This is a genomic window from Mesorhizobium sp. ESP7-2, assembly GCF_020164715.1.
Classification (GTDB): domain Bacteria; phylum Pseudomonadota; class Alphaproteobacteria; order Rhizobiales; family Rhizobiaceae; genus Mesorhizobium.
This window is the reverse complement of record NZ_JAIUGQ010000009.1, coordinates 178422-197410: the sequence shown is the minus strand read 5'-3', so window position 1 is coordinate 197410 and position 18989 is coordinate 178422. Positions and strand designations below refer to the sequence as shown.

The window sequence follows — 18989 nt, the reverse complement described above, 5'->3', positions numbered from 1 at the left end:
TGCTCCAGCATGAAGGTTGAATCAGAACCGCAGTGATTTGGGAATCCCACGACTCCCATAAATCTCATCCCGCTCTAGGGAAAGCGCTGCGCGCTTTTCCCGGGTAAACCGCTACGCACTTTTCCTGGAATTTCTCTAGAAGATCGTGCGGGACACTTGGCGCTCGACGGCTGGAGACAAACCGTCGGCCCCATCCTCTGACGCTTGCTGACGCGGATGCTCGGTCGCAACAGCGGGCTGAGGTGAAGGGTCCGGCAGCATCACGAGCTGCGGCACCTGCCTGTAGGAAAAGCCGCCGCGGATATCGCCGATCTTGCCGGCGACAATGCGGACCACCGCCTTTTCGAGATTGCGGTCGTAGCGCGTTTCGGCGGCAGCCGGCACGACCATCACGGCCAAAAGGGCCGCGCCGCACAGAAGCGTCTTCATTGTTGTTGTCTCCCTGCCTGGCAGTGATCTAGCAGGGCGCAGTTGAAAAACCACCAAGGGACACGGTAAGCGAAACGCCAACGGCTGCGTTAACAGTGCGTTACGGCATCAAGCCGGCAAACTGATTCAAGCTGTTGAGGTTTTGATTCAGGCGCGCTGGGCGCGGACTGTTTGGCCGAGGGCCGTGAAAACGGTGCGCACGATCCCGGCGGCGTCGAGACCGGCATCGGCATACATCTTCTCCGGCTTGGCGTGGTCGGTGAAGGCGTCGGGCAGAACCAGCGGGCGTACCTTCAGGCCGTTCTCCAGCAATCCTTCATGGGCAAGGAACTGCAGCACATGGCTGGCGAAGCCGCCGATAGCGCCCTCCTCCACCGTCACCAGGACCTCGTGCGAGCGGGCCAGCCGCCGGATCAGATCCTGGTCGAGCGGCTTGGCGAAACGGGCATCGGCGACCGTGGTGGAAAGCCCGGCCGCGCCGAGTTCCTCGGCGGCGGCAAGGCAATCCTGCAACCTCGTGCCGAAGGACAGCAGGGCAACCTTGCTGCCTTCCCGGACGATGCGGCCTTTGCCGATCTCGAGAACCGAGCCGCGCTCGGGCATGTCGACGCCGACCCCGTTGCCACGCGGATAGCGGAAGGCGATCGGCCCATCGTCATAGCTGGCGGCGGTGCGCACCATGTGGCGCAGTTCCGCTTCGTCGGCCGCCGCCATCACGACAAAGCCCGGCAGGCTTGCCAGGAAAGTGATGTCGAAGGCGCCGCAGTGGGTGGCGCCGTCGGCGCCGACGAAGCCGGCGCGATCGATGGGGAAACGTACCGGCAGTTTCTGGATCGCGACGTCATGTACGACCTGATCGTAGGCGCGCTGCAGGAAAGTCGAATAGATCGCCGCGAACGGCTTGTAGCCTTCGGTCGCCAGACCGGCGGCGAAGGTCACCGCATGCTGCTCGGCGATGCCGACATCGAAGGTCCTCGACGGGAACACCTCGCCGAACAGATCGAGGCCGGTGCCGCTCGGCATGGCGGCGGTGACGGCGACGATGCGATCGTCCTCGCGGCCCTCCTGGATCAGGCTTTCGGCGAACACCTTGGTGTAGGCAGGCGCGTTGGCCGGCGCCTTGGTCTGCGCGCCGGTGATGACGTCGAATTTGTTGACGCCGTGGTATTTGTCGGCGGCCGCTTCCGCCGGCGCGTAGCCCTTGCCCTTCTGGGTGACGACATGGATCAGCACCGGCCCCTTGCCGTTGTCGCGGACATTTTTCAGGACCGGAATCAGATGCTCCAGATTGTGACCGTCGATGGGGCCAATGTGATAGAAGCCGAGTTCCTCGAACAAAGTGCCGCCGGTGACGTAGCCGCGCGCGTGCTCGACCGCGCGGGTGATGGCTCGATCGGCCCGCTTGCCGAGATAGGAGGTCAGTTTCTTGCCGAAGTCGCGCAAGCCAATATAGGCCTTGCCGGAAGCCAGGCGCGCCAGATAGGCGCTCATCGCGCCGGTCGGCGGCGCGATCGACATGTCGTTGTCGTTGAGGATGACGATGAGGCGGGCGTCGAGCGCGCCGGCATTGTTCATCGCCTCATAGGCCATGCCGGCCGACATGGCGCCGTCGCCGATGACTGAAATGACATTGTTGCGACCACCCGAAAGGTCGCGGGCGGCGGCCATGCCGAGACCCGCCGATATCGATGTCGAGGAGTGGGCGGCGCCGAACGGGTCGTATTCGCTCTCGGCCCGGCGGGTGAAGCCCGACAAGCCGCCTTCCTGGCGCAAGGTGCGGATGCGGTCCCGGCGTCCGGTCAGGATCTTGTGCGGATAGGCCTGGTGGCCGACATCCCAGATCAGCCGGTCATCGGGTGTGTTGAAGACATAATGCAGCGCCACCGTCAGTTCGACCACGCCAAGGCCGGCACCGAGATGGCCCCCGGTGCGGGAAACGGCGTCGACCAGTTCGGCCCGAAGCTCGGATGCCAGCTGCGGCAATTCGCTCTCGGCCAGCGTGCGCAGGTCGGCCGGGACGCGAACCTTGTCGAGAAGCGGCGTATGCAGCGTTGCGTTCACGTTGGGTCCAGACTTTCTTTTCATCGGCGGGATAGGCCGCCGGCCGCCGAAAGTAAATGCGTGTCGGTAACACGGATAGTCAGTCCCTCACCGCTCAGCCTTCCGGCAGCGGAATGAATTCTTGCTCATCGCCGGGGACGATATCGAAGCGGCCGGTCTTCCATTCCTGCTTGGCCTGCTCGATGCGCTCCTTGGACGAAGAGACGAAATTCCACCAGATGTAGCGCTTCGAACCGAGCGAGGCACCGCCGAACAGCATGAAATGCGCACCCGTCGGCGACGATATGACGATCTCGTCGCCGGGACGGAACACCAGCAGCCGTTCCGCCGGAAAGACGTCGCCTGAAATCGAGACCTCGCCCTCCAGCGTGTAGATGGCGCGCTCTTCCGCATCGGCCGGGATCTTGACGCTGGCACCGGGCGCAAGCCGCAAATCAGCGTAGAGCGTTTCGGAATCCGCCCGCACCGGGGACCGCAATCCTTGGAAATCACCGATGACGACACGGCCGCTGACGCCCTCGGCATCGATCTCTGGAAGTCGCAGCGCAGCTGTGTTCTCGAACACCGGCGCCACCTCTTCCTTGCCGTCGGGCAGCGCCAGCCACGTCTGCAGGCCGGAGATCGACATTGGCGCGCCGCGCAATTCCTGCGGCGTGCGCTCGGAGTGGACGATGCCGCGGCCTGCGGTCATCAGGTTCACGTCGCCGGGCTCGATCACCATTTCGGTGCCGAGCGAATCGCGGTGCCTGATCTTGCCGTCGAACAGATAGGTTACGGTCGACAGGCCGATATGCGGGTGCGGACGAACGTCGAGCGCCTGGCCGGCGCGCATGATGGCGGGACCCATTCGATCGAAGAAGATGAACGGCCCGACCAGGCGCCGCTTGGCGGTCGGCAAGGCGCGGCGCACCTCGAAGCCGCCAATATCCTTGGCGTTCGGGATGACCATCAGCTCGATCTGGTCGCTGGCGAAGGCATCGCCGGCCTCAGGGTCTTTCCCCGGGAAGAAGCTCATGAACTCTCCTGGTCAGCGGTCAGTGGGCGCTTTGGGCATATCAGGCGAACCGGATCGCCGCCTTTGCTCTTAGTTTAGCCGCCACCTCTTCGCGATTGCGCGGATGCTGGTGGGTTTCGAGCGAATCGAGAAGCTCGCGTGCCGATGCCGCGATGGCGTCGACCGCGTGATCAAATGCATGCTGGTTCTTGGCGGAAGGCCGCGTCGTACCGCTCAGCTTGCGGACAAACTGGAGTGCCGCGTCGCGGACTTCGTCATTGGTTGCCGGCGGATCAAAATTGAACAGGGTCTTGATGTTTCTGCACATCGCTTCCGTATCTCCTCTTGTCCGTTTCAATCGGGACGAACTGTATCCTCGATCATGATCGTGTCCAAAAATCGGTAAAGCTGCTCGGCTCCCTAGTCCGCGTCGAGCGGCTCGGTTCCAACCGGCTTGCCGTCGCGCGACAGCCTGATCTTCTCGACCTTGTCCTCAGCGGCCTTCAGCAACCGGTCGCAATGCATCTTCAGCGCCTCGCCGCGCTCGTAGATCCGGATCGACTGGTCGAGCGGCACGTCGCCACGCTCCAGATCATCGACGATCTTCTCCAGAGCGTCGAGTGCCTGTTCGAAGCTCATCGCCTTGACGTCTTCGTTGATCTCACCAGTCATCATTCATCCTTTCATCAGTCGCCCGACATGGGCGGCGACCGAAAATGCCAATCCCTGCAGATCGTAGCCGCCCTCGAGCAGGCTGACGAGCCGGTTGCCGCCATGGCGTGCGGCGCGCTGCATCAGCTGGCCGGTCGCCCAGTCGAAATCGTCCTCGGTCAGATTGATTTCCGCCAGCGGGTCGCGATGGTGCGCGTCGAAGCCGGCCGAAATGATGATCAGGTCGGGCGCGAAATTGTCGAGTGCCGGCAGCACGCGCGACAGGAAGGCATCGCGAAACACCTCGCTGCCGGTCCGCGGCGCCAGCGGCGCGTTGACGATATTGCCAGCGCCGGTCTCGTTCTTCGCGCCGGTGCCGGGATAGAGCGGCATCTGGTGTGTCGAGCAATAGAGCACCGAGGGATCGTCCCAGAAAATATCCTGCGTGCCGTTGCCGTGATGCACGTCCCAGTCGACGACGGCGACACGCTCGGCGCCATGCTTCTTCTGTGCATAGCGCGCAGCGATTGCCGCCGTATTGAAGAAGCAGAAGCCCATGGCCGTGGTCTTTTCCGCATGGTGCCCAGGCGGCCGGGCGGCGACGAAGACATTGTCGGCGCGGCCCGCAAAGACGTCGTCGACGGCGGCGTTGGCGGCGCCGATCGCCGTGGTCGCGGCCTGCCAGCTCTTCGGGCTGGCGGTGGTGTCGGCATCGATGCGGGCAATGCCTTCGTCGGGGATGGCGGCGCGGACACGCGCGACGAAATCGGCGGGATGCGCGTAAAGGATGGTCGCCTCGTCGCCTTGCGGTGCCTCGACGCGGTCGAGCGCGGCGAAAGCTTCGTCGTCGAGCACGCGTTCGATGGCGCGCAGGCGGTCGGGCCGCTCGGGGTGACCGGGCGGGGTGATGTGTTCGAGAAAGATCGGGTGCGTGTAGAGACGAGTGGCCATGTCCCCCTATCTAGTGCCCCGGCGCGGCGATGGCCATGCGTTGCGGCCTGATCGCTGGGGAAAATCGAACCTGCGTCCATTCATGTCGCTGCGGGCATTGGCGTCGCCGGCCATTCGGCGTAAGACTGCCGCTACTGCCTGGTGCCCGCGAAAGCGGGAGAATCGGGAACACGGTTTGATACCGTGGCGTGCCCAACGCTGTGAGGGGGACTGCGCCGGTAAGTGCCACTGTCGATGACGGGAAGGCACCGGACGTGGGTTGATCCCGAGCCAGAAGACCGGCCTGGCAGGCATCGTCATCCGCATGGTCAGGCGGATGACGTCAGAGCGACGTGCGTTCTCTTGGACGCACAAAGTACGCTCTGAAAATTTGAACTGCTGCAATCGCAAGGGGACAAGCGATGCCGGAAGATATGACCGCTGCAATGGGCGATGGATTCGACCAGATTGCGCGCGACGCGGTTTACCGCGCCATGTTCACGCGGCGCGACGTGCGTAGCCATTTTACATCGGAGACGATCGACGACGAGGTGCTGGCGCGGCTGCTGCTTGCCGCCCATCACGCGCCGTCGGTCGGCTTCATGCAGCCCTGGAATTTCATCGTCATTCGCGATGCCGCGCGACGGGGGGAGGTGCGCGACCTGTTCTTGGCCGCCCGCGAACAGGAACTGCCGGCAATCGAGGCAGACCGGCGGGCGCTCTACCGCAAGCTCAAGCTCGAAGGCATTTGCGAAAGCGCGCTCAACATCTGCATCACCTGCGACCGCGAGCGTTCGAAAGGCTCGCCGCTGGGACGCTGGCACAATCCGGAAATGGATCTCTACAGCACGGTCTGCGCGGTGCAGAATTTCTGGCTGGCGGCACGCGCCGAGGGCGTTGGCGTCGGCTGGGTCAGCATCATCGAGACGCAAGCGCTGAAAAGCCTTCTATCTATCCCCGAGCACGTGACGCCGATCGCCTATCTCTGCGTTGGCCGTGTTTCCGAGTTCGCGCCCAAACCCGACCTCGAAACGCATGGCTGGGGCCGACGGCTGCCGCTGCCCGACCTGATCATGAGCGAGACGTTTTGCGGCCAGGGTGAGGCGTCGCTCAAATCCACGGTGGCCCGCCTCAACACCGTAGCCGCTGCGCCGGCAAACCCCGCCGATCAGCGCGTCGCGCCGGCCGTACCCCAGCGCGAACCGTCGAAGGTGGAGAGCGCCTTGTCCTTGAGTTCCCGGAACTTTGACGAGGCTTCGGCGAGCCGGGCGTCCCAGGCGGCATCGGGGACCTGGCCCTCGATGGTCTTGAAATAGACCTGCATCAGGCAGGCAATGGCGAACGGCTCGATGAAGGCCGCCTTGAAAGCCCAGGCAAAGACGATGGCCAGAACGAAGGCCCAACCGGCGAGCTGACCGGGCATGACGTAAAGAATAGTGGCTGCCGGCGCCAGCATCAGCAGGAAGATGACAAAGGAGACGCCCCACATGATGACCGCCAGCCAGACCGCGTTCCTGACCATTGTCTTGCCGTTCTGGGCGTAGAGCACGACGCCTTGCCGCGCCGTCTCGAACGGCGAGGACGAATTGATGCGGATGTTGTAGCCGAGAATGATCTCGTCGACATAGGTGAGCGACAGGCGGATCACCGTGTTGATGAACGAGACCAGGCCGCTCAGGCCCGGAATGGGCAGGAAGGCTGCGATGCCGCCGAGCAGGCCGGTGATGGCGCGGATGGCGCCCTTGACCAGTTGGTCGACGACGAAAAGGATGTTCGCCTCGGCAAAACGCTCGGTCACAATCTCTCTTGCGTAGGCGATCTGGTTCTGGCTGTCGGGAACGTCATGGCCGTCGATCAGATGAACCATGACGGCGATGTGACCCGCCTTGACGACGTAAAGGATATATTCGCGGATCCAATAGACGGCGATCGAGACGAGGCCGAAACCGACCACGCCACCCCACATGGCGAAGGACAACGGTCCATCAGGATCGGTGGAGATATGGCCGACGCCATAGCCGACGGAGGCGCCCGTGCCGGTGGCCATGATGTAGGCCAGCGTGATGCCGAAATAGACGATCATGCGAAAGACAATGAAGGGCCAGGTCCGCATCATGATGGACACCGACCTGCCGATATCGAAATCCCACATGCCCGAATCTCCCCTCAGAGATGGCTGTGGAGGATGCGCTCAAACCGGCTATTGTCAATTGCAGGCGGCGGCGGGAGGCGCCACGGTGGCTCAGTTTGGCCGCGCTTCCGGCTTCTCGAGCAGGCCTTCAAGCAATTGCTTGAAGGCTGCCACCACCTTCCTCGACGTCGCTTCGGGATCGTTCGAATTGGCGATCCGCTGCGCGGCCTGACTGCTCGCCCCATTGATCAGCCGCGCCGCGGTCTCCGGATCGAGGCCCGGCACGACCACCCCCTCCTCTTGCAGCGCGGTCAGATGATCGGTCATTGAACCGACGCAGGCATTGGCATTTGACCACTGTGCCGGATCGCCCAGCACCGCCGGACCGTCCCGGAACATGATGCGCTGGATTTCCGGCTCGAGCGCCATCTCGATATAGGTGGTGCATTCGTCGACGAAATGCTGCCAGCGGGTCGGCGCCCTCGACGCGACCTCGTTCACCCGCGCCGCCATTTCAGCATCGATTTGCGCGATAACCGCCTCAAGCAGTCCCTTCTTGTCGCCGAAGTGATGATAGAGGGCGCCGCGCGTCAGTCCGGCCGACGCGGTGAAATCGTCCATCGACGCTTCGGCGTACCCGATGGTGCCAAAGGCTTGGCGCGCCGCGGCGATCAGCTTGGCGCGTGTCTCCGCGATCATCTCCTTGCGTGGTCGATGCATGTCCTGGCCTTATCTACATACGCCCCGTATGCCAATTGACATACGCGACGTATGGTCTATTTAACACTCATACGTCCCGTATGTAATCGTCGAGTCGCTCCTTGTCGAGGAACAGGATCATGCAAAACCCCTATTCGGAAATCTTTCGCGCCCCCGGAGCCAAGGGCTTTGCCGCCGCCGGCTTCATGGCGCGCCTGCCGATCGCCATGGCGCCGATCGGCATCGTGGCGATGTTGTCGCAGACGCGTGGCGAATACTGGCTGGCGGGTGCGGTTTCCGCGACATTCGCCTTGGCCAATGCTTTCCTGGCGCCGCAAATATCGAGGTTGGTCGACCGCCTCGGCCAGACGCGGGTTGTCGTACCCACCACCATCATCTCCGTGCTCGCATTCGCGGCCCTGATCGCATCGGCCAACCGGGATTGGCCGGTATGGACGCTGTTCGTGTCGGCACTGCTGGCCGCGGCAATGCCAAGCATGCCGGCCATGGTGCGGGCGCGCTGGACCGAGATTTTCCGGGGCCGGCCCGAGATGAACACCGCCTTCGCCTTCGAGTCGGCGGCGGATGAACTGGTCTACATCGCCGGCGCATCGCTGTCGGTGGGCCTCAGCGCCGCGCTGTTCCCGGAAGCGGGCGTGCTCGTCAGCACGCTGTTCCTCGCCCTTGGCTCGACAGCCTTCATCCTGCAGCGTTCGACCGAACCGCAAGTGCGACCGGTGGACCATGGCTCAACGGGCTCGGCAATCCGCCGGGGGCCGGTTCAAATCATCACCTTCGCCATGATCTTCATCGGCGCGACTTTCGCGACGACGGAGGTGAGCACGGTGGCGATCACCAAGGAATTCGGCCAGCCGGGCGCCGCAAGTCTCGTCATCGGCGTCTATGCGCTGGGGTCCTTCGTGCTCGGCATCATCATCGGCGCGCTCAACCTGAAAGCACCGCTGCAGCGCCAGCTCGCCATCGCGGTCGCTTTGGTCACGCTCGGCACGCTGCTGCCGCTTACCGCCGGCACCGTGCCTGCGCTCGCGCTGACTGTCTTCATCAGCGGCGTGGCGATCTCGCCGACCTTCATCACCGCCTTCGGCCTGATCGAACGGCATGTCCCTGAAACGATGCTGACCGAAGGCATCACCTGGGTGATGACCGGCATCGGCATCGGTATGGCGCTGGGCTCTTTCGCCGCCGGTGCGGTGGTAGACGCGTTCGGCGCCCAGAGCGGGTTCTGGGTTTCGGTGGCGTCAGGCGTTATCGCACTGGTCACGGTGCTGCTCGGCCAGCGCAGCCTCGCTACCCACGAATGCGAGCTGGAAGGATGCGAGGCGGCAATCCCGGCCGAATGACAGCCAGGATTTGTCGAGCTTAGATAATCTCGGTCTTGGCGATATGAATGCCAAAACCCTCGAGACCGACATAGTGGCGCTCGCGCGAGGCGATCAGGTTGATCGAGGAAATGCCGAGATCCTTCAGGATCTGCGCACCAAGGCCGATCTCACGCCATTCGCTCTCGCGCCGGCGCGCCTCTTCATGGTCCTCGCGATCGCCCGGCGCCGGCCGGTTGCGCTCCTGGTGAGCGACGCCGACCGAGCCCTCGCGCAGATAGACGATGACGCCGCGCTTGCGCTCGCCCATCGCCTTCATGATGGCATCGAGCCGGTGGCTGGTGCCGAACACGTCGGTCACCACATCCTCCGAATGCAGCCGCACCGGCACCTCCTCGCCGTCGCGAATGTCGCCGAAGACGATGGCGACGTGATGCATCGTGTCCCAGGGCAGCGTGTAAGTGAAGACCTGCGCCCTACCACCCAGCGTTTCGATGTCGGAGCAGGCGACGCGCTCGACCAGCGTTTCCTTGCGCTGCCGGTAGGCGATTAGGTCGGCGACCGAAACCTGCTTGAGACCGTGCTCCTCGGCGAAGGCCGCGACTTGTGGGCCGCGCTTGACGGTGCCGTCATCATTGACCAGTTCGGAAATGACACCGATCGGCGGCAGGCCGGCGAGCTTGCAGAGGTCGACGGCCGCCTCGGTATGGCCCGAGCGCATCAAGACGCCGCCCTCGCGCGCGATCAGTGGGAAGATGTGGCCAGGGCGGACGAAATCGGAGGCGCCGACATTGCCGTTGGCAAGATTGCGCACGGTCAGGGTGCGGTCGTCGGCCGAAATGCCTGTCGTCGTGCCATGCTTGAAGTCGACGCTGACGGTGAAGGCGGTGGTGTGGGCCGAATCATTGTCGGCGACCATCGGCGCGAGGTTCAGCCGCTTGGCTTCCTCGCGCGGCATTGGTGTACAGACGATGCCCGACGTGTTGCGCACGATGAAGGCCATCTTCTCCGGCGTACAGTGAACGGCGGCGACGATCAGGTCGCCCTCGTTCTCACGCCCGTCATCGTCCATGACGACGACGATCTCGCCGCGTTCGAAAGCCCGGATTGCTTCGACGATCTTCTTCTGGTCGTAAGGCATGGAAATGCTCGCTTCGCTCGCAGGGAATAGGCAATAGGCAGCAGGGAAAAGGAAATTTTGGCTCTTTCGGGCGGGCAGACTGGCCTCCTGCCTAATCCCTACTGCCTATTCCCTTTCCTGTCTGTCCTCGATGCCGCAGATAGTGGTCGGCAATGGCGCAGGCAACCATGGCCTCGCCGATCGGCACGGCGCGGATTCCCACGCAAGGGTCGTGGCGACCCTTGGTCATCACCTCCACATCGTTGCCGTCCTTGTCGATCGATTTGCGCGGCGTCAGGATCGAAGAGGTCGGCTTGACGGCAAAGCGCGCGACGATCGCCTGGCCGGTGGAGATGCCGCCGAGGATGCCGCCGGCATTGTTGGACAGGAAGACCGGCTTGCCGTCATTGCCCATGCGCATTTCGTCGGCATTCTGTTCGCCGGAAATGCGGGCGGCCTCGAAACCGTTGCCGATCTCGACGCCCTTGACGGCGTTGATCGACATCAGGCCGGAGGCAATGTCCTGGTCGAGCTTGGCATAGATCGGCGCGCCGAGGCCGGGAGGAACGCCATCGGCGACGATCTCGATCACCGCGCCGACCGAGGAGCCGGCCTTGCGGATGCCGTCGAGATACTGCATGAAGACGGGAACGGAAGCCGGATCCGGGGTGAAGAACGGGTTCTCGGCATCGCCGATGAAATTCCAATTCCAGTTGGCTCGGTCGATCGACTTTTCGCCCATAGACACGAGCGCGCCGCGCACCACCATGCCCGGCACCACCTTGCGGGCGAGCGCGCCGGCGGCGACCCTGGCCGCCGTCTCGCGCGCCGAAGAGCGGCCGCCGCCGCGATAGTCGCGTATGCCGTATTTGACGTCATAGGTGTAGTCGGCATGGCCCGGCCGGAACTGGCGGGCGATCTCGCCATAGTCTTTCGAGCGCTGATCGACATTCTCGATCAGCATCGACACCGGCGTGCCGGTGGTGATCATCGTCGCGCCGTCCTTGTCGAGGACGAAGCCTGAGAGGATCTTCACCTCGTCGGGCTCGCGGCGCTGGGTGACGAAGCGCGACTGGCCCGGGCGGCGCTTGTCGAGTTCGGCCTGGATTTCATCGCGCGTGAAACGGATACCCGGCGGACAGCCATCGACCACGCAGCCGAGCGCCGCGCCATGGCTCTCGCCCCAGGTGGTGACGCGGAAAAGATGACCGAACGTGTTGTGAGACATGGAAAGTGCCCTGCCCGGCATCGAAACCGGTTGAAGCCAGCCTTCTATTGGCGTTTTCCACAGTGGTCAAACTGTGATCTGGCGGATTTAGTTTTGACACATTCGGTTGGTTTCTGCTCTGCTCCATTCGCCGTTGAGGATCCGCCGCCACCCAGGCCGGCGCAATGACCAAAGAGGACGATGATGCGTACCCTGATTGGCGCTGTTGCCGCCACGCTGCTGCTTTCCACTGCCGCCTTTGCCGGCCAGACCGAGGGCCTGATCAAGAAGGTCGACAAGGATGCGCTGACGCTGACGCTGGACGACGGCAAATCCTACAAGCTGAACGCCGAGACCGATCTCGACGCGCTGAAGCCGGGCATGGACATCGTCATCGCTTACGATGTGACCGATGGCGAAAACGTCGTCACCGACATGCAGTTGCCGGGAGACAGCGACACGAACTAAAGCGCGTCGCGTTGCATTAGGAATTGGCCGTCACCAGGGGCCCTAAAGCCACTCCAGGCTGTTGCCTTCAAGTTTGAGCACGCGATCGTGCGGTATCTCCAGGTTCGCGGCCTCGTCCTCGGGCATATCAAGCACGAAGCGAAAGAGGGTGCGCATGACGCCGCCGTGAGTCACGCAGATCGTCCTGCGGTCGATCTCGTCGAAGCAAGGCTTTACCCGTTCGAGCAGCATCTGGTAGCTCTCGGCACCTTCGCCCGGCGGCTGAAAATTCCATTTATCGCGAGCACGCGTCCTGCTTGCCCCGGGAGACCGCGTCTCGAGCTCGGCAAAGGTAAAACCCTGCCAATCACCGAAATTGACTTCAATGAGCCTGACATCGGTTCGATAGGCGAGCGGATCGAGCTTCATGGCGGTGCGGATGCGTTCCATCGTTTCGCGCGTGCGTCTCATCGGGCTGGCGACGAAATCGAAATTCTCGGGATCGCCGACGAGTTCGGCCAGCCGATGGCCGTTTCCGGTCGCCTGCTCGCGGCCGAGAGCATTGAGATCGGTGTCGGCCTGGCCCTGAAGCCGGAACTCGGCGTTCCACGCGGTTTGGCCGTGGCGCACGATATAAACCAGCGGGTACATCAGCTCTTCCGGAGATCGGGCCAGGGCCTGGACGGAGGCTAGGCGGAGAGACCTAATCCTTGACCGTCGAAATATCCGGCGCGTCGACCGCCTTCATGCCGACGACGTGATAGCCGGAATCGACATGGTGCACCTCGCCGGTGACGCCACGCGACAGGTCGGACAGGAAATAGACGCCGGAATCGCCGACTTCTTCCTGCGTGACCGTCTGTTTCAGCGGCGAATTGTATTCGTTCCACTTCAGGATGTAGCGGAAATCGCCGATGCCGGAGGCGGCAAGCGTCTTGATCGGGCCAGCGGAAATCGCGTTGACGCGGATCTTCTTGGCGCCAAGATCAACCGCGAGGTAACGCACGCTGGCCTCGAGTGCCGCCTTGGCGACGCCCATGACGTTATAGTGCGGCATCACTTTCTCGGCGCCGTAATAGGTCAGCGTCAGCAGCGACCCGCCCTCGGTCATCAGCGCTTCGGCGCGCTTGGCGATGGTGGTGAAGGAATAGACCGAAATGTCCATGGTGCGCAGGAAATTGTCGCGCGTCGTCTCGACATAGCGGCCGGTCAACTCGTCCTTGTCGGAAAAAGCGATGGCGTGGACGAGGAAGTCGAGCTTGCCCCAATGCTTGGCGACACTGGCGAAAACCTCGTCCAGGCTCGCAGGATCGGTGACGTCGCAATGGCCGGCGACAAAGGCGCCCAGCTCCGCCGCCAGTGGCTCGACCCGTTTCTTGAAGGCTTCGCCCTGATAGGTCAGCGCGATCTCGGCGCCGTGATCGACGCAGGCCTTGGCAATGCCATAGGCGATCGACCTGTTATTGGCGACGCCAAGAATAAGGCCGCGCTTGCCGGCCATCAGGCCCTGTCCACCCGCCATATGCGTGTTCTCCGCAAGATATCTGCTTTGTGGAGTGCCTATCGCACAGGCACACAGCCCCTTCAAGCGTTCAAACCGGACAGTTCGGGGGACAAAAGCTCTCGATCAGCCTTTTTGGCCGCGCAACAGCGATTCCAGCGCACTGTCGCCGCCTTCCGGCAGCATGATGCGCACATGGGCATAGAGATCGCCATGGCCGCCGGCCTTCTCCGGCAAGCCCCTGCCCTTGAGCCGCAGGACCTTGTCCGAGCTCGACCAGGCAGGCACGTTGACCGCGAGCCTGCCGGTCGGCGTCTCGACCGGCACCTTGGCGCCCAGCGCCGCATCGGCTAGCGAAACCGGCAGATCGGCGTGCAGGTCGCGACCTTCGATGCGGTAGCGCGGATGGCGGCGGATGTGGATCTTGACCAACGCGTCGCCGGGCTGGCCCGGCCCCTGCTCACCCTGGCCTTTCAACCGGATGGTCTGGCCATCCTCGACATAGGCCGGCAACTTGACCGCCACCTTGCGGCCATCCGGGAACATCGCCGTCACCTTTTCGGCGTTCGCGGCTTCCTCGATGGTGATGTCGAGCGTGACGTTCAGGTCGGCTGATGTTGCCGGCTGGCGGCGGTCGCCTGTGCCTGGCCCGCGCGCGCCGGAAAAGGCATCGCCGAAAATCTGGCTGAAGATGTCGCTGTTGCCGTCGAACGGATCGCCACCGGGGCGGCCCGAGCGGAACTCGAATCGCGAGCCGCCGGCACCCTGTTGCTGGCGGCGAAACCCGGCAAAGGGGTCGCCACCACCGGCCGCACCCTCAAAGCCCTGGAAACGCGGCTTGCCGTCGGCGTCGATCTCGCCACGATCGAAAGCGGCGCGGTTCTTCTCGTCGCCGATGACCTCGTAGGCCTGATTGGCCGCGGCAAAACGGTCCTTCGCCTTGGGATCATTCGGATTCTGGTCCGGATGATGCTTCTTGGCGAGTTTCCGGTACGCCGATTTTATGTCCTTGGCCGATGCGTTCTTTGCAACGCCCAGCACCTCATAGGGGTCGCGCATGCTTCCTGCCCTGGAAAGGAGTGAGTCCATACTTGCCCCCTATATGCGCTCGCATAGGAAGAAATTCCAGTAGCGGGGCGTCATATCGAGGGCGGAAAATCAGAGTGCCTTGAAGCCCTGCATACGCCAGCCGCCGGCACTGGCAAGACAGAGTTCGCCCTCGAACATGGCAACGCCGTCAAAGCTTTCGCGCGAAGCCTTGAAGCGGCGGCAGGTCTGGCCGCTGTCCTTCAATTCCGCCAGTTCCGTGATGGAGCCGCGCGAGCCGGTGCCGGTGTTCGCCCAGGGCACGGCCTGGCCCCCGAGCTGCTCGATGTCGACGGACGACACCGCATTGCCGATCGTCGTCTGGTCGGAGTCGCGATCCGAATCGGCCGGCCTGACCGAAGCCGATGTGCTGCTGGTCAGGATCGAACGATCGACTTCGGCCTTGTCCAGGCTGAAACCCCCAGCACCGCAGCCGGCAAGCGGCAGGACGATTGCCAGGATCGCCGCTTTCGCGCTGGCCGAAGCGATAACGCCCCATTGCCTGCTGTCAAAAGCTTGCGCGATACGCGACAATCGGCAACCTCCCTGATCTCGTGACAATTTGAGAAAAACTATGAGTGATGCAGCGTTAACAACCAGTGACTTTACTGATGCGGCCGAGCCGTTTCGCCTCTTCGCCGCATGGCTGGACGACGCCACCAAGAGCGAAATCAACGATGCCAACGGCGTGGCGCTGGCGACCGTCGATGCCGAGGGCATGCCGGACGTGCGGATGGTGCTGCTCAAGGGGTTCGATGAAAGCGGCTTTGTGTTCTACACGAATTTCGAGAGCGCCAAGGGCCAGGAGATTCTAGGCAGCATGAAGGCGGCGATGTGTTTCCACTGGAAATCGCTGCGCCGCCAGGTCCGCGTCCGCGGTCCGGTGGAAATCGTCAGCGACGCCGAAGCCGACAGCTATTACGCGACGCGGCCACGCGGCAGCCGCATCGGTGCCTGGGCGTCGAAGCAATCGCGACCGTTGGAAAGCCGTTTCGCGCTGGAAAAGGCCGTCGCCGAATACACGGCCCGTTATGCCATCGGCGAGATCCCGCGACCCAAACATTGGTCGGGCTTCCGCATCGTACCGAAGACGATCGAGTTCTGGCACGACAGGCCGTTCCGGCTGCATGACCGGGTGGTCTTTTCCCGCGATGCAAAAGGCGGCTGGGATAAGACGCGGCTTTATCCCTGAAAAGGAACCTCAGCCCTTTTTCCTGGTCATGAAGGCGGTGAGCGCGGCGCGCGCCTCGTCCGACTTCAAGCGCTCGCGGAAATGTTCGCTTTCTATCCCGATGCGGGCAACCAGATCGTCGCGTGAGCCACGCATCAGGTCGCGCGCGATCTTGAGCGCCTGCGGCGGCTTGGCCGCGATCTGGCCGGCTGCCGACAGCACCGAGGCCTCCAGAGCGCCCTCCTCGACCACCTCGTAGATCAGCCCGGCGGCCTTCGCGCGCTCGGCCGAGAAGCCTTCGCCGAGAGCAAGCAGCGCAAACGCAGCCTGCTGACCCAGGATGCGCGGCGCCAAAAGGCTCGATCCAGCCTCCGGCACGAGGCCGAGATCGACGAAGGGCGTGCGGAACACCGTGCGTGGCGTGGCGAAGGTCAGGTCGCAATGCAGGTTGATCGTGGTTCCGATGCCGACCGCGATGCCGTCGACGCCAGAGACGATGGGCTTTTCGACACGGGCCAACGCCAGCAGGAAATCCCAGACCTCCGTGCCGCCATCGCCGCCGGTGGCCACGATCATGAAATCGGCAAGGTCGTTGCCGGATGAGAAGGCGCCGGGCACGCCGAGAAAGACATGGACGCGGATCGCCGGATCGGCGTCGCCTTCGGCAAGGGCCGCCGACATCTTGGCATACATGGCGCGCGTCAGCGCATTCTTCTTGTCCGGGCGGTTCATGCGGATGATCTGGATGGCGCCCTGGCGCTCGACGAGGATGTGGTCTGTCACGGTCTTTTCCTTGTGAAGGTCAGGCGGAAATCAGTGCCTTGCCGGCAGCAGCCAGGCTTTCGGCGCCGTCGATGACGCGCTCCTTCAAAGCCCTGACTTCGCCAAGCAGGTTTTCGGCGAAGAAGCGGCAAAGCGCGATGCGGCCCTGGTCGGCAAGAGCAGCCCGCGCCAGATAGGCTCCGCCGGCGGCGAGCGAGATCAGCCTGAGATAAGGCGTCGCACCCGCCAGCGCCTCTTCCGTCCGGCCGTTGGCGGGCATCTTTTGCAGGAAGCGCGTCGCCTGTGTCAAATCGTCAAGTGCTGTGTCGATGGCATCGGCGGTGCGGCCGAAGCCCTCCAGGTTTGAAGTGCGCACCGCGTTTGCTACCGCGACGAGTTCGTCGATGAAACCATGCACATGCTCGCCGCCACCGAGCGGCAGCTTGCGCATCACCAGATCGATCGCCTGGATGCCGTTGGTGCCCTCATAGATCGGCGCGATGCGGGCGTCGCGGTAGAGCGCGGCCGCACCCGTTTCCTCGATGAAGCCCATGCCGCCATGCACCTGGACGCCGAGCGAAGCGACCTCGACGCCGATATCGGTGGAAAAGGCCTTGGCCAGCGGCGTCAAGAGATTGGCACGGTCGCGCCAATGCGCCGCCTCGTCACCGGACGACACGCGCGCGAGATCGATGGCGTGTGCACAGGAATAGCTGATGGCGCGGGCGATCTGTGTCAGCGCCTTCATCGTCAGAAGGTTGCGCTGCACGTCCGGGTGGTGGACGATAGGCGCCATGCCGGCGCCACCAAAGCTTTCCGCCTTGCCCTGACGGCGGTCATTGGCGTAGGCGATCGCTTTCTGGGTGGCGGCTTCCGCGACAGCGACGCCCTGCATGCCGACGCAAAGCCGCGCATTGTTCATCATGGTAAACATGCAGGCGAGGCCCTTGTTCTCTTCGCCGATCAGCCAGCCCATTGCGCCCGGCTTGGCACCCTGGAAACCATCGCCATAGATCATGGTGCAGGTCGGCGAGGCATGGATACCGAGCTTGTGCTCGAGCCCGGAACAGAAGACGTCGTTGCGCGCGCCCAGCTTGCCATCGTCGCCTACCAGGAATTTCGGCACCAGGAACAGCGAAATACCGCGCGTTCCGGCGGGCGCATCGGGCAGCCGCGCCAATACCAGGTGGATGATGTTGTCGGTGAAATCGTGCTCGCCATAGGTGATGAAAATCTTCTGGCCGAAGATGCGGTAGGTGCCGTCGCCGGCCGGCTCGGCGCGGGCGCGCAGGGCGGCGAGGTCGGAGCCCGCCTGCGGTTCGGTCAGGTTCATCGTGCCCATCCATTCGCCGGAGACGAGCTTGGCGAGATATTTGGCCTTAAGGTCTTCAGAGGCGTGCTTGTCGAGCGCTTCGACCGCGCCCATGGTCAGCGTTGGGCCGATGCCGAAGGCCATGGCGGCCGAATTCCACATTTCGAGCGCGGCGACGCCGAGCACGGTCGGCAATGCCTGGCCGCCATATTCCTCAGGCCCGGAAAGCGCGTTCCAACCGCCATCGATCCAGCGGCGATAGAGTTCCTTCCAGCCCGGCGGCGTGGTGACGACCGCGTCCTTCAACACGGCACCTTGTTCGTCGCCGATCTTGTAAAGGGGGGCCACCTCCTCGGTGGCGAAACGGCCTGCCTCGCCAAGGACGGCATCGACCAGATCCTCGCCGAGATCGCCGAACGCACCGGCATCGAGGGCCGATTTCATGCCGGCCACGTGCTTCAGGGTGAACGCGATATCCTCGACCGGTGCCCGATACATGCCGCTCGATCCTCCTGATGCACCGGCCTCGCCGACCCTAGAGCCAGTGCCGCCGCAAAACCATCCGCCTTTGGGCGGTCTCCCGTCTTCTTTTTACGTAAACGTCAAATTTTGTCACGCGGATTTTGCATTGCGACTGCATTGGCCGGCAAGGATTCAAACTTACCGAGGCTGTCCGAGACGATGCCAAGCATTGCGCGCCTCGACCATCTCGTAATCTGATCCGGGGGTATAGTAGCGACGGTGCAGCCAGAAGAGCCGCTGGTGTTCAGGTTTCCCTGATCGGGTACCCGGATCGCGTCCCATGCGATCGCGAATCTCTGCTAACGAGATCACGTAGCACACCGGTTCTGAGCTAAGCGCAAACGCAATAAAGACCCACCACGGTGTAATATAGCTCTCCGGCTCAAGGCCCAAATGTGTATCCTGTGGTTTTTTTGCGTGAGCCTTGACCTGAATCGGATGCATGATGCTCTCGTCTGCCGAGATAGCAAACAAGTCAGCTCCTTTGGCGTTGCGCACCGTAAGCATGACGTTCCAACCGGACCTCGACAATTCACGGGCCGCGTGAAAAACGCCAATATTACCTGTTATTTGCTTGTCATTGCTCAATGGTGCTACCTCCTCCATGCATCAATTCGACTATGCTG

At 63.2% G+C, this 18989-nt stretch carries 20 protein-coding genes, 1 pseudogene and 1 riboswitch; of the genes and pseudogenes, 4 read left to right on the top strand and 17 right to left on the bottom strand.

The features are described from left to right. Window positions 1-135 precede the first annotated feature (135 nt). The 6 genes from LB543_RS12035 to LB543_RS12010 all read right to left on the bottom strand — a co-directional run bounded on the left by LB543_RS12035 (window position 136) and on the right by LB543_RS12010 (window position 5086). Window positions 136-429 carry a hypothetical protein gene (locus LB543_RS12035; RefSeq protein WP_224614238.1) on the bottom strand — a complete coding sequence of 98 codons (294 nt, stop codon included), beginning with the start codon at window positions 427-429 and terminating at the stop codon, window positions 136-138. Window positions 430-576: 147 nt separating this feature from the next. Further along, the gene (dxs, locus tag LB543_RS12030; protein WP_224614237.1) at window positions 577-2514 is read right to left on the bottom strand and encodes a 1-deoxy-D-xylulose-5-phosphate synthase; all 1938 of its coding nucleotides are present in this window, start codon (window positions 2512-2514) and stop codon (window positions 577-579) included. Window positions 2515-2584: 70 nt separating this feature from the next. Further along, window positions 2585-3505: a pirin family protein gene (locus LB543_RS12025; RefSeq protein WP_224598303.1), complete on the bottom strand. Its 921-nt coding sequence runs from the start codon at window positions 3503-3505 to the stop codon at window positions 2585-2587. Between the two features lie 40 nt (window positions 3506-3545). Further along, window positions 3546-3812 carry a DUF2277 domain-containing protein gene (locus LB543_RS12020; protein ID WP_140760044.1) on the bottom strand — a complete coding sequence of 89 codons (267 nt, stop codon included), beginning with the start codon at window positions 3810-3812 and terminating at the stop codon, window positions 3546-3548. A 92-nt stretch (window positions 3813-3904) separates the two neighbouring features. Further along, entirely contained in the window at window positions 3905-4156 is a 252-nt protein-coding gene (locus LB543_RS12015; RefSeq protein ID WP_140760076.1) for an exodeoxyribonuclease VII small subunit, read from the bottom strand. Between the two features lie 3 nt (window positions 4157-4159). After that, entirely contained in the window at window positions 4160-5086 is a 927-nt protein-coding gene (locus LB543_RS12010; RefSeq protein ID WP_224614236.1) for a histone deacetylase family protein, read from the bottom strand. A gap of 122 nt (window positions 5087-5208) precedes the next feature. Next, window positions 5209-5388, top strand: a riboswitch (cobalamin riboswitch). Window positions 5389-5487: 99 nt separating this feature from the next. Here LB543_RS12010 and bluB point away from each other — a divergent pair. Further along, window positions 5488-6066, top strand: a pseudogene (gene bluB / locus LB543_RS12005) (5,6-dimethylbenzimidazole synthase); the annotation flags it as partial. Between the two features lie 167 nt (window positions 6067-6233). On the opposite strand, the gene LB543_RS12000 reads toward bluB, so the two are convergent. Then, complete coding sequence (locus tag LB543_RS12000) at window positions 6234-7217, bottom strand: hypothetical protein (protein WP_224614235.1); 984 nt, start codon at window positions 7215-7217, stop codon at window positions 6234-6236. A gap of 90 nt (window positions 7218-7307) precedes the next feature. Further along, window positions 7308-7916, bottom strand: coding sequence for a TetR/AcrR family transcriptional regulator (locus LB543_RS11995; RefSeq protein WP_224598310.1), 609 nt, complete (start codon window positions 7914-7916; stop codon window positions 7308-7310). A gap of 119 nt (window positions 7917-8035) precedes the next feature. Between LB543_RS11995 and LB543_RS11990 the strand changes: the two genes are divergently transcribed. Then, complete coding sequence (locus LB543_RS11990) at window positions 8036-9256, top strand: MFS transporter (protein WP_224614234.1); 1221 nt, start codon at window positions 8036-8038, stop codon at window positions 9254-9256. Window positions 9257-9275: 19 nt separating this feature from the next. Here the strand turns inward: LB543_RS11990 and ribB are convergent, their stop codons facing one another. Further along, window positions 9276-10376, bottom strand: coding sequence for a 3,4-dihydroxy-2-butanone-4-phosphate synthase (gene ribB / locus LB543_RS11985; RefSeq protein ID WP_224614233.1), 1101 nt, complete (start codon window positions 10374-10376; stop codon window positions 9276-9278). A 91-nt stretch (window positions 10377-10467) separates the two neighbouring features. Continuing rightward, window positions 10468-11583 carry a chorismate synthase gene (gene aroC, locus LB543_RS11980; protein ID WP_224614232.1) on the bottom strand — a complete coding sequence of 372 codons (1116 nt, stop codon included), beginning with the start codon at window positions 11581-11583 and terminating at the stop codon, window positions 10468-10470. A 183-nt stretch (window positions 11584-11766) separates the two neighbouring features. On the opposite strand from aroC, the gene LB543_RS11975 reads away from it, so the two are divergent. After that, window positions 11767-12030 carry a DUF1344 domain-containing protein gene (locus LB543_RS11975; protein ID WP_023783490.1) on the top strand — a complete coding sequence of 88 codons (264 nt, stop codon included), beginning with the start codon at window positions 11767-11769 and terminating at the stop codon, window positions 12028-12030. A gap of 42 nt (window positions 12031-12072) precedes the next feature. Here LB543_RS11975 and LB543_RS11970 read toward each other — a convergent pair whose 3' ends face one another. From LB543_RS11970 to LB543_RS11955, 4 genes are all read right to left on the bottom strand, one after another. Continuing rightward, a complete protein-coding gene (locus tag LB543_RS11970; protein WP_224614231.1) occupies window positions 12073-12660 on the bottom strand; it encodes a histidine phosphatase family protein in 588 nt (195 codons plus the stop codon). A gap of 52 nt (window positions 12661-12712) precedes the next feature. Next, the gene (gene fabI, locus LB543_RS11965; RefSeq protein WP_208696334.1) at window positions 12713-13531 is read right to left on the bottom strand and encodes an enoyl-ACP reductase FabI; all 819 of its coding nucleotides are present in this window, start codon (window positions 13529-13531) and stop codon (window positions 12713-12715) included. Between the two features lie 105 nt (window positions 13532-13636). Then, complete coding sequence (locus tag LB543_RS11960) at window positions 13637-14569, bottom strand: DnaJ C-terminal domain-containing protein (protein ID WP_224614248.1); 933 nt, start codon at window positions 14567-14569, stop codon at window positions 13637-13639. 99 nt (window positions 14570-14668) lie between these two features. After that, window positions 14669-15130 (bottom strand): RT0821/Lpp0805 family surface protein, encoded by a 462-nt coding sequence (locus LB543_RS11955; RefSeq protein ID WP_224614230.1) that lies wholly within the window; start codon window positions 15128-15130, stop codon window positions 14669-14671. A 40-nt stretch (window positions 15131-15170) separates the two neighbouring features. On the opposite strand from LB543_RS11955, the gene pdxH reads away from it, so the two are divergent. Beyond that, a complete protein-coding gene (gene pdxH, locus LB543_RS11950) occupies window positions 15171-15788 on the top strand; it encodes a pyridoxamine 5'-phosphate oxidase (protein ID WP_140760027.1) in 618 nt (205 codons plus the stop codon). Between the two features lie 9 nt (window positions 15789-15797). Here pdxH and LB543_RS11945 read toward each other — a convergent pair whose 3' ends face one another. The 3 genes from LB543_RS11945 to LB543_RS11935 form a co-directional block, all read right to left on the bottom strand. Next, on the bottom strand, window positions 15798-16550 hold the full coding sequence (locus LB543_RS11945) for a crotonase/enoyl-CoA hydratase family protein (protein WP_224614229.1): 753 nt from the start codon (window positions 16548-16550) through the stop codon (window positions 15798-15800). 19 nt (window positions 16551-16569) lie between these two features. Further along, window positions 16570-18339, bottom strand: a complete 1770-nt coding sequence (locus LB543_RS11940) for an acyl-CoA dehydrogenase (RefSeq protein WP_224614228.1) — start codon at window positions 18337-18339, stop codon at window positions 16570-16572. A 162-nt stretch (window positions 18340-18501) separates the two neighbouring features. Further along, entirely contained in the window at window positions 18502-18951 is a 450-nt protein-coding gene (locus LB543_RS11935; RefSeq protein ID WP_224614227.1) for a hypothetical protein, read from the bottom strand. Window positions 18952-18989: the final 38 nt, after the last annotated feature.

Bases quoted from the DNA above. Each gene is read 5' to 3' on its own strand.
- aroC (WP_224614232.1), bottom strand. From the start codon at position 11,583: ATGTCTCACAACACGTTCGGTCATCTTTTCCGCGTCACCACCTGGGGC.
- LB543_RS11975 (WP_023783490.1), top strand. From the start codon at position 11,767: ATGCGTACCCTGATTGGCGCTGTTGCCGCCACGCTGCTGCTTTCCACT.
- LB543_RS11940 (WP_224614228.1), bottom strand. From the start codon at position 18,339: ATGTATCGGGCACCGGTCGAGGATATCGCGTTCACCCTGAAGCACGTG.
- LB543_RS11970 (WP_224614231.1), bottom strand. From the start codon at position 12,660: ATGTACCCGCTGGTTTATATCGTGCGCCACGGCCAAACCGCGTGGAAC.
- LB543_RS12025 (WP_224598303.1), bottom strand. From the start codon at position 3,505: ATGAGCTTCTTCCCGGGGAAAGACCCTGAGGCCGGCGATGCCTTCGCC.
- LB543_RS12000 (WP_224614235.1), bottom strand. From the start codon at position 7,217: ATGTGGGATTTCGATATCGGCAGGTCGGTGTCCATCATGATGCGGACC.
- LB543_RS11995 (WP_224598310.1), bottom strand. From the start codon at position 7,916: ATGCATCGACCACGCAAGGAGATGATCGCGGAGACACGCGCCAAGCTG.
- LB543_RS12015 (WP_140760076.1), bottom strand. From the start codon at position 4,156: ATGACTGGTGAGATCAACGAAGACGTCAAGGCGATGAGCTTCGAACAG.
- ribB (WP_224614233.1), bottom strand. From the start codon at position 10,376: ATGCCTTACGACCAGAAGAAGATCGTCGAAGCAATCCGGGCTTTCGAA.
- LB543_RS11990 (WP_224614234.1), top strand. From the start codon at position 8,036: ATGCAAAACCCCTATTCGGAAATCTTTCGCGCCCCCGGAGCCAAGGGC.
- fabI (WP_208696334.1), bottom strand. From the start codon at position 13,531: ATGGCGGGTGGACAGGGCCTGATGGCCGGCAAGCGCGGCCTTATTCTT.
- LB543_RS11960 (WP_224614248.1), bottom strand. From the start codon at position 14,569: ATGCGCGACCCCTATGAGGTGCTGGGCGTTGCAAAGAACGCATCGGCC.
- LB543_RS12035 (WP_224614238.1), bottom strand. From the start codon at position 429: ATGAAGACGCTTCTGTGCGGCGCGGCCCTTTTGGCCGTGATGGTCGTG.
- LB543_RS12010 (WP_224614236.1), bottom strand. From the start codon at position 5,086: ATGGCCACTCGTCTCTACACGCACCCGATCTTTCTCGAACACATCACC.
- LB543_RS12020 (WP_140760044.1), bottom strand. From the start codon at position 3,812: ATGTGCAGAAACATCAAGACCCTGTTCAATTTTGATCCGCCGGCAACC.
- pdxH (WP_140760027.1), top strand. From the start codon at position 15,171: ATGAGTGATGCAGCGTTAACAACCAGTGACTTTACTGATGCGGCCGAG.
- dxs (WP_224614237.1), bottom strand. From the start codon at position 2,514: ATGAAAAGAAAGTCTGGACCCAACGTGAACGCAACGCTGCATACGCCG.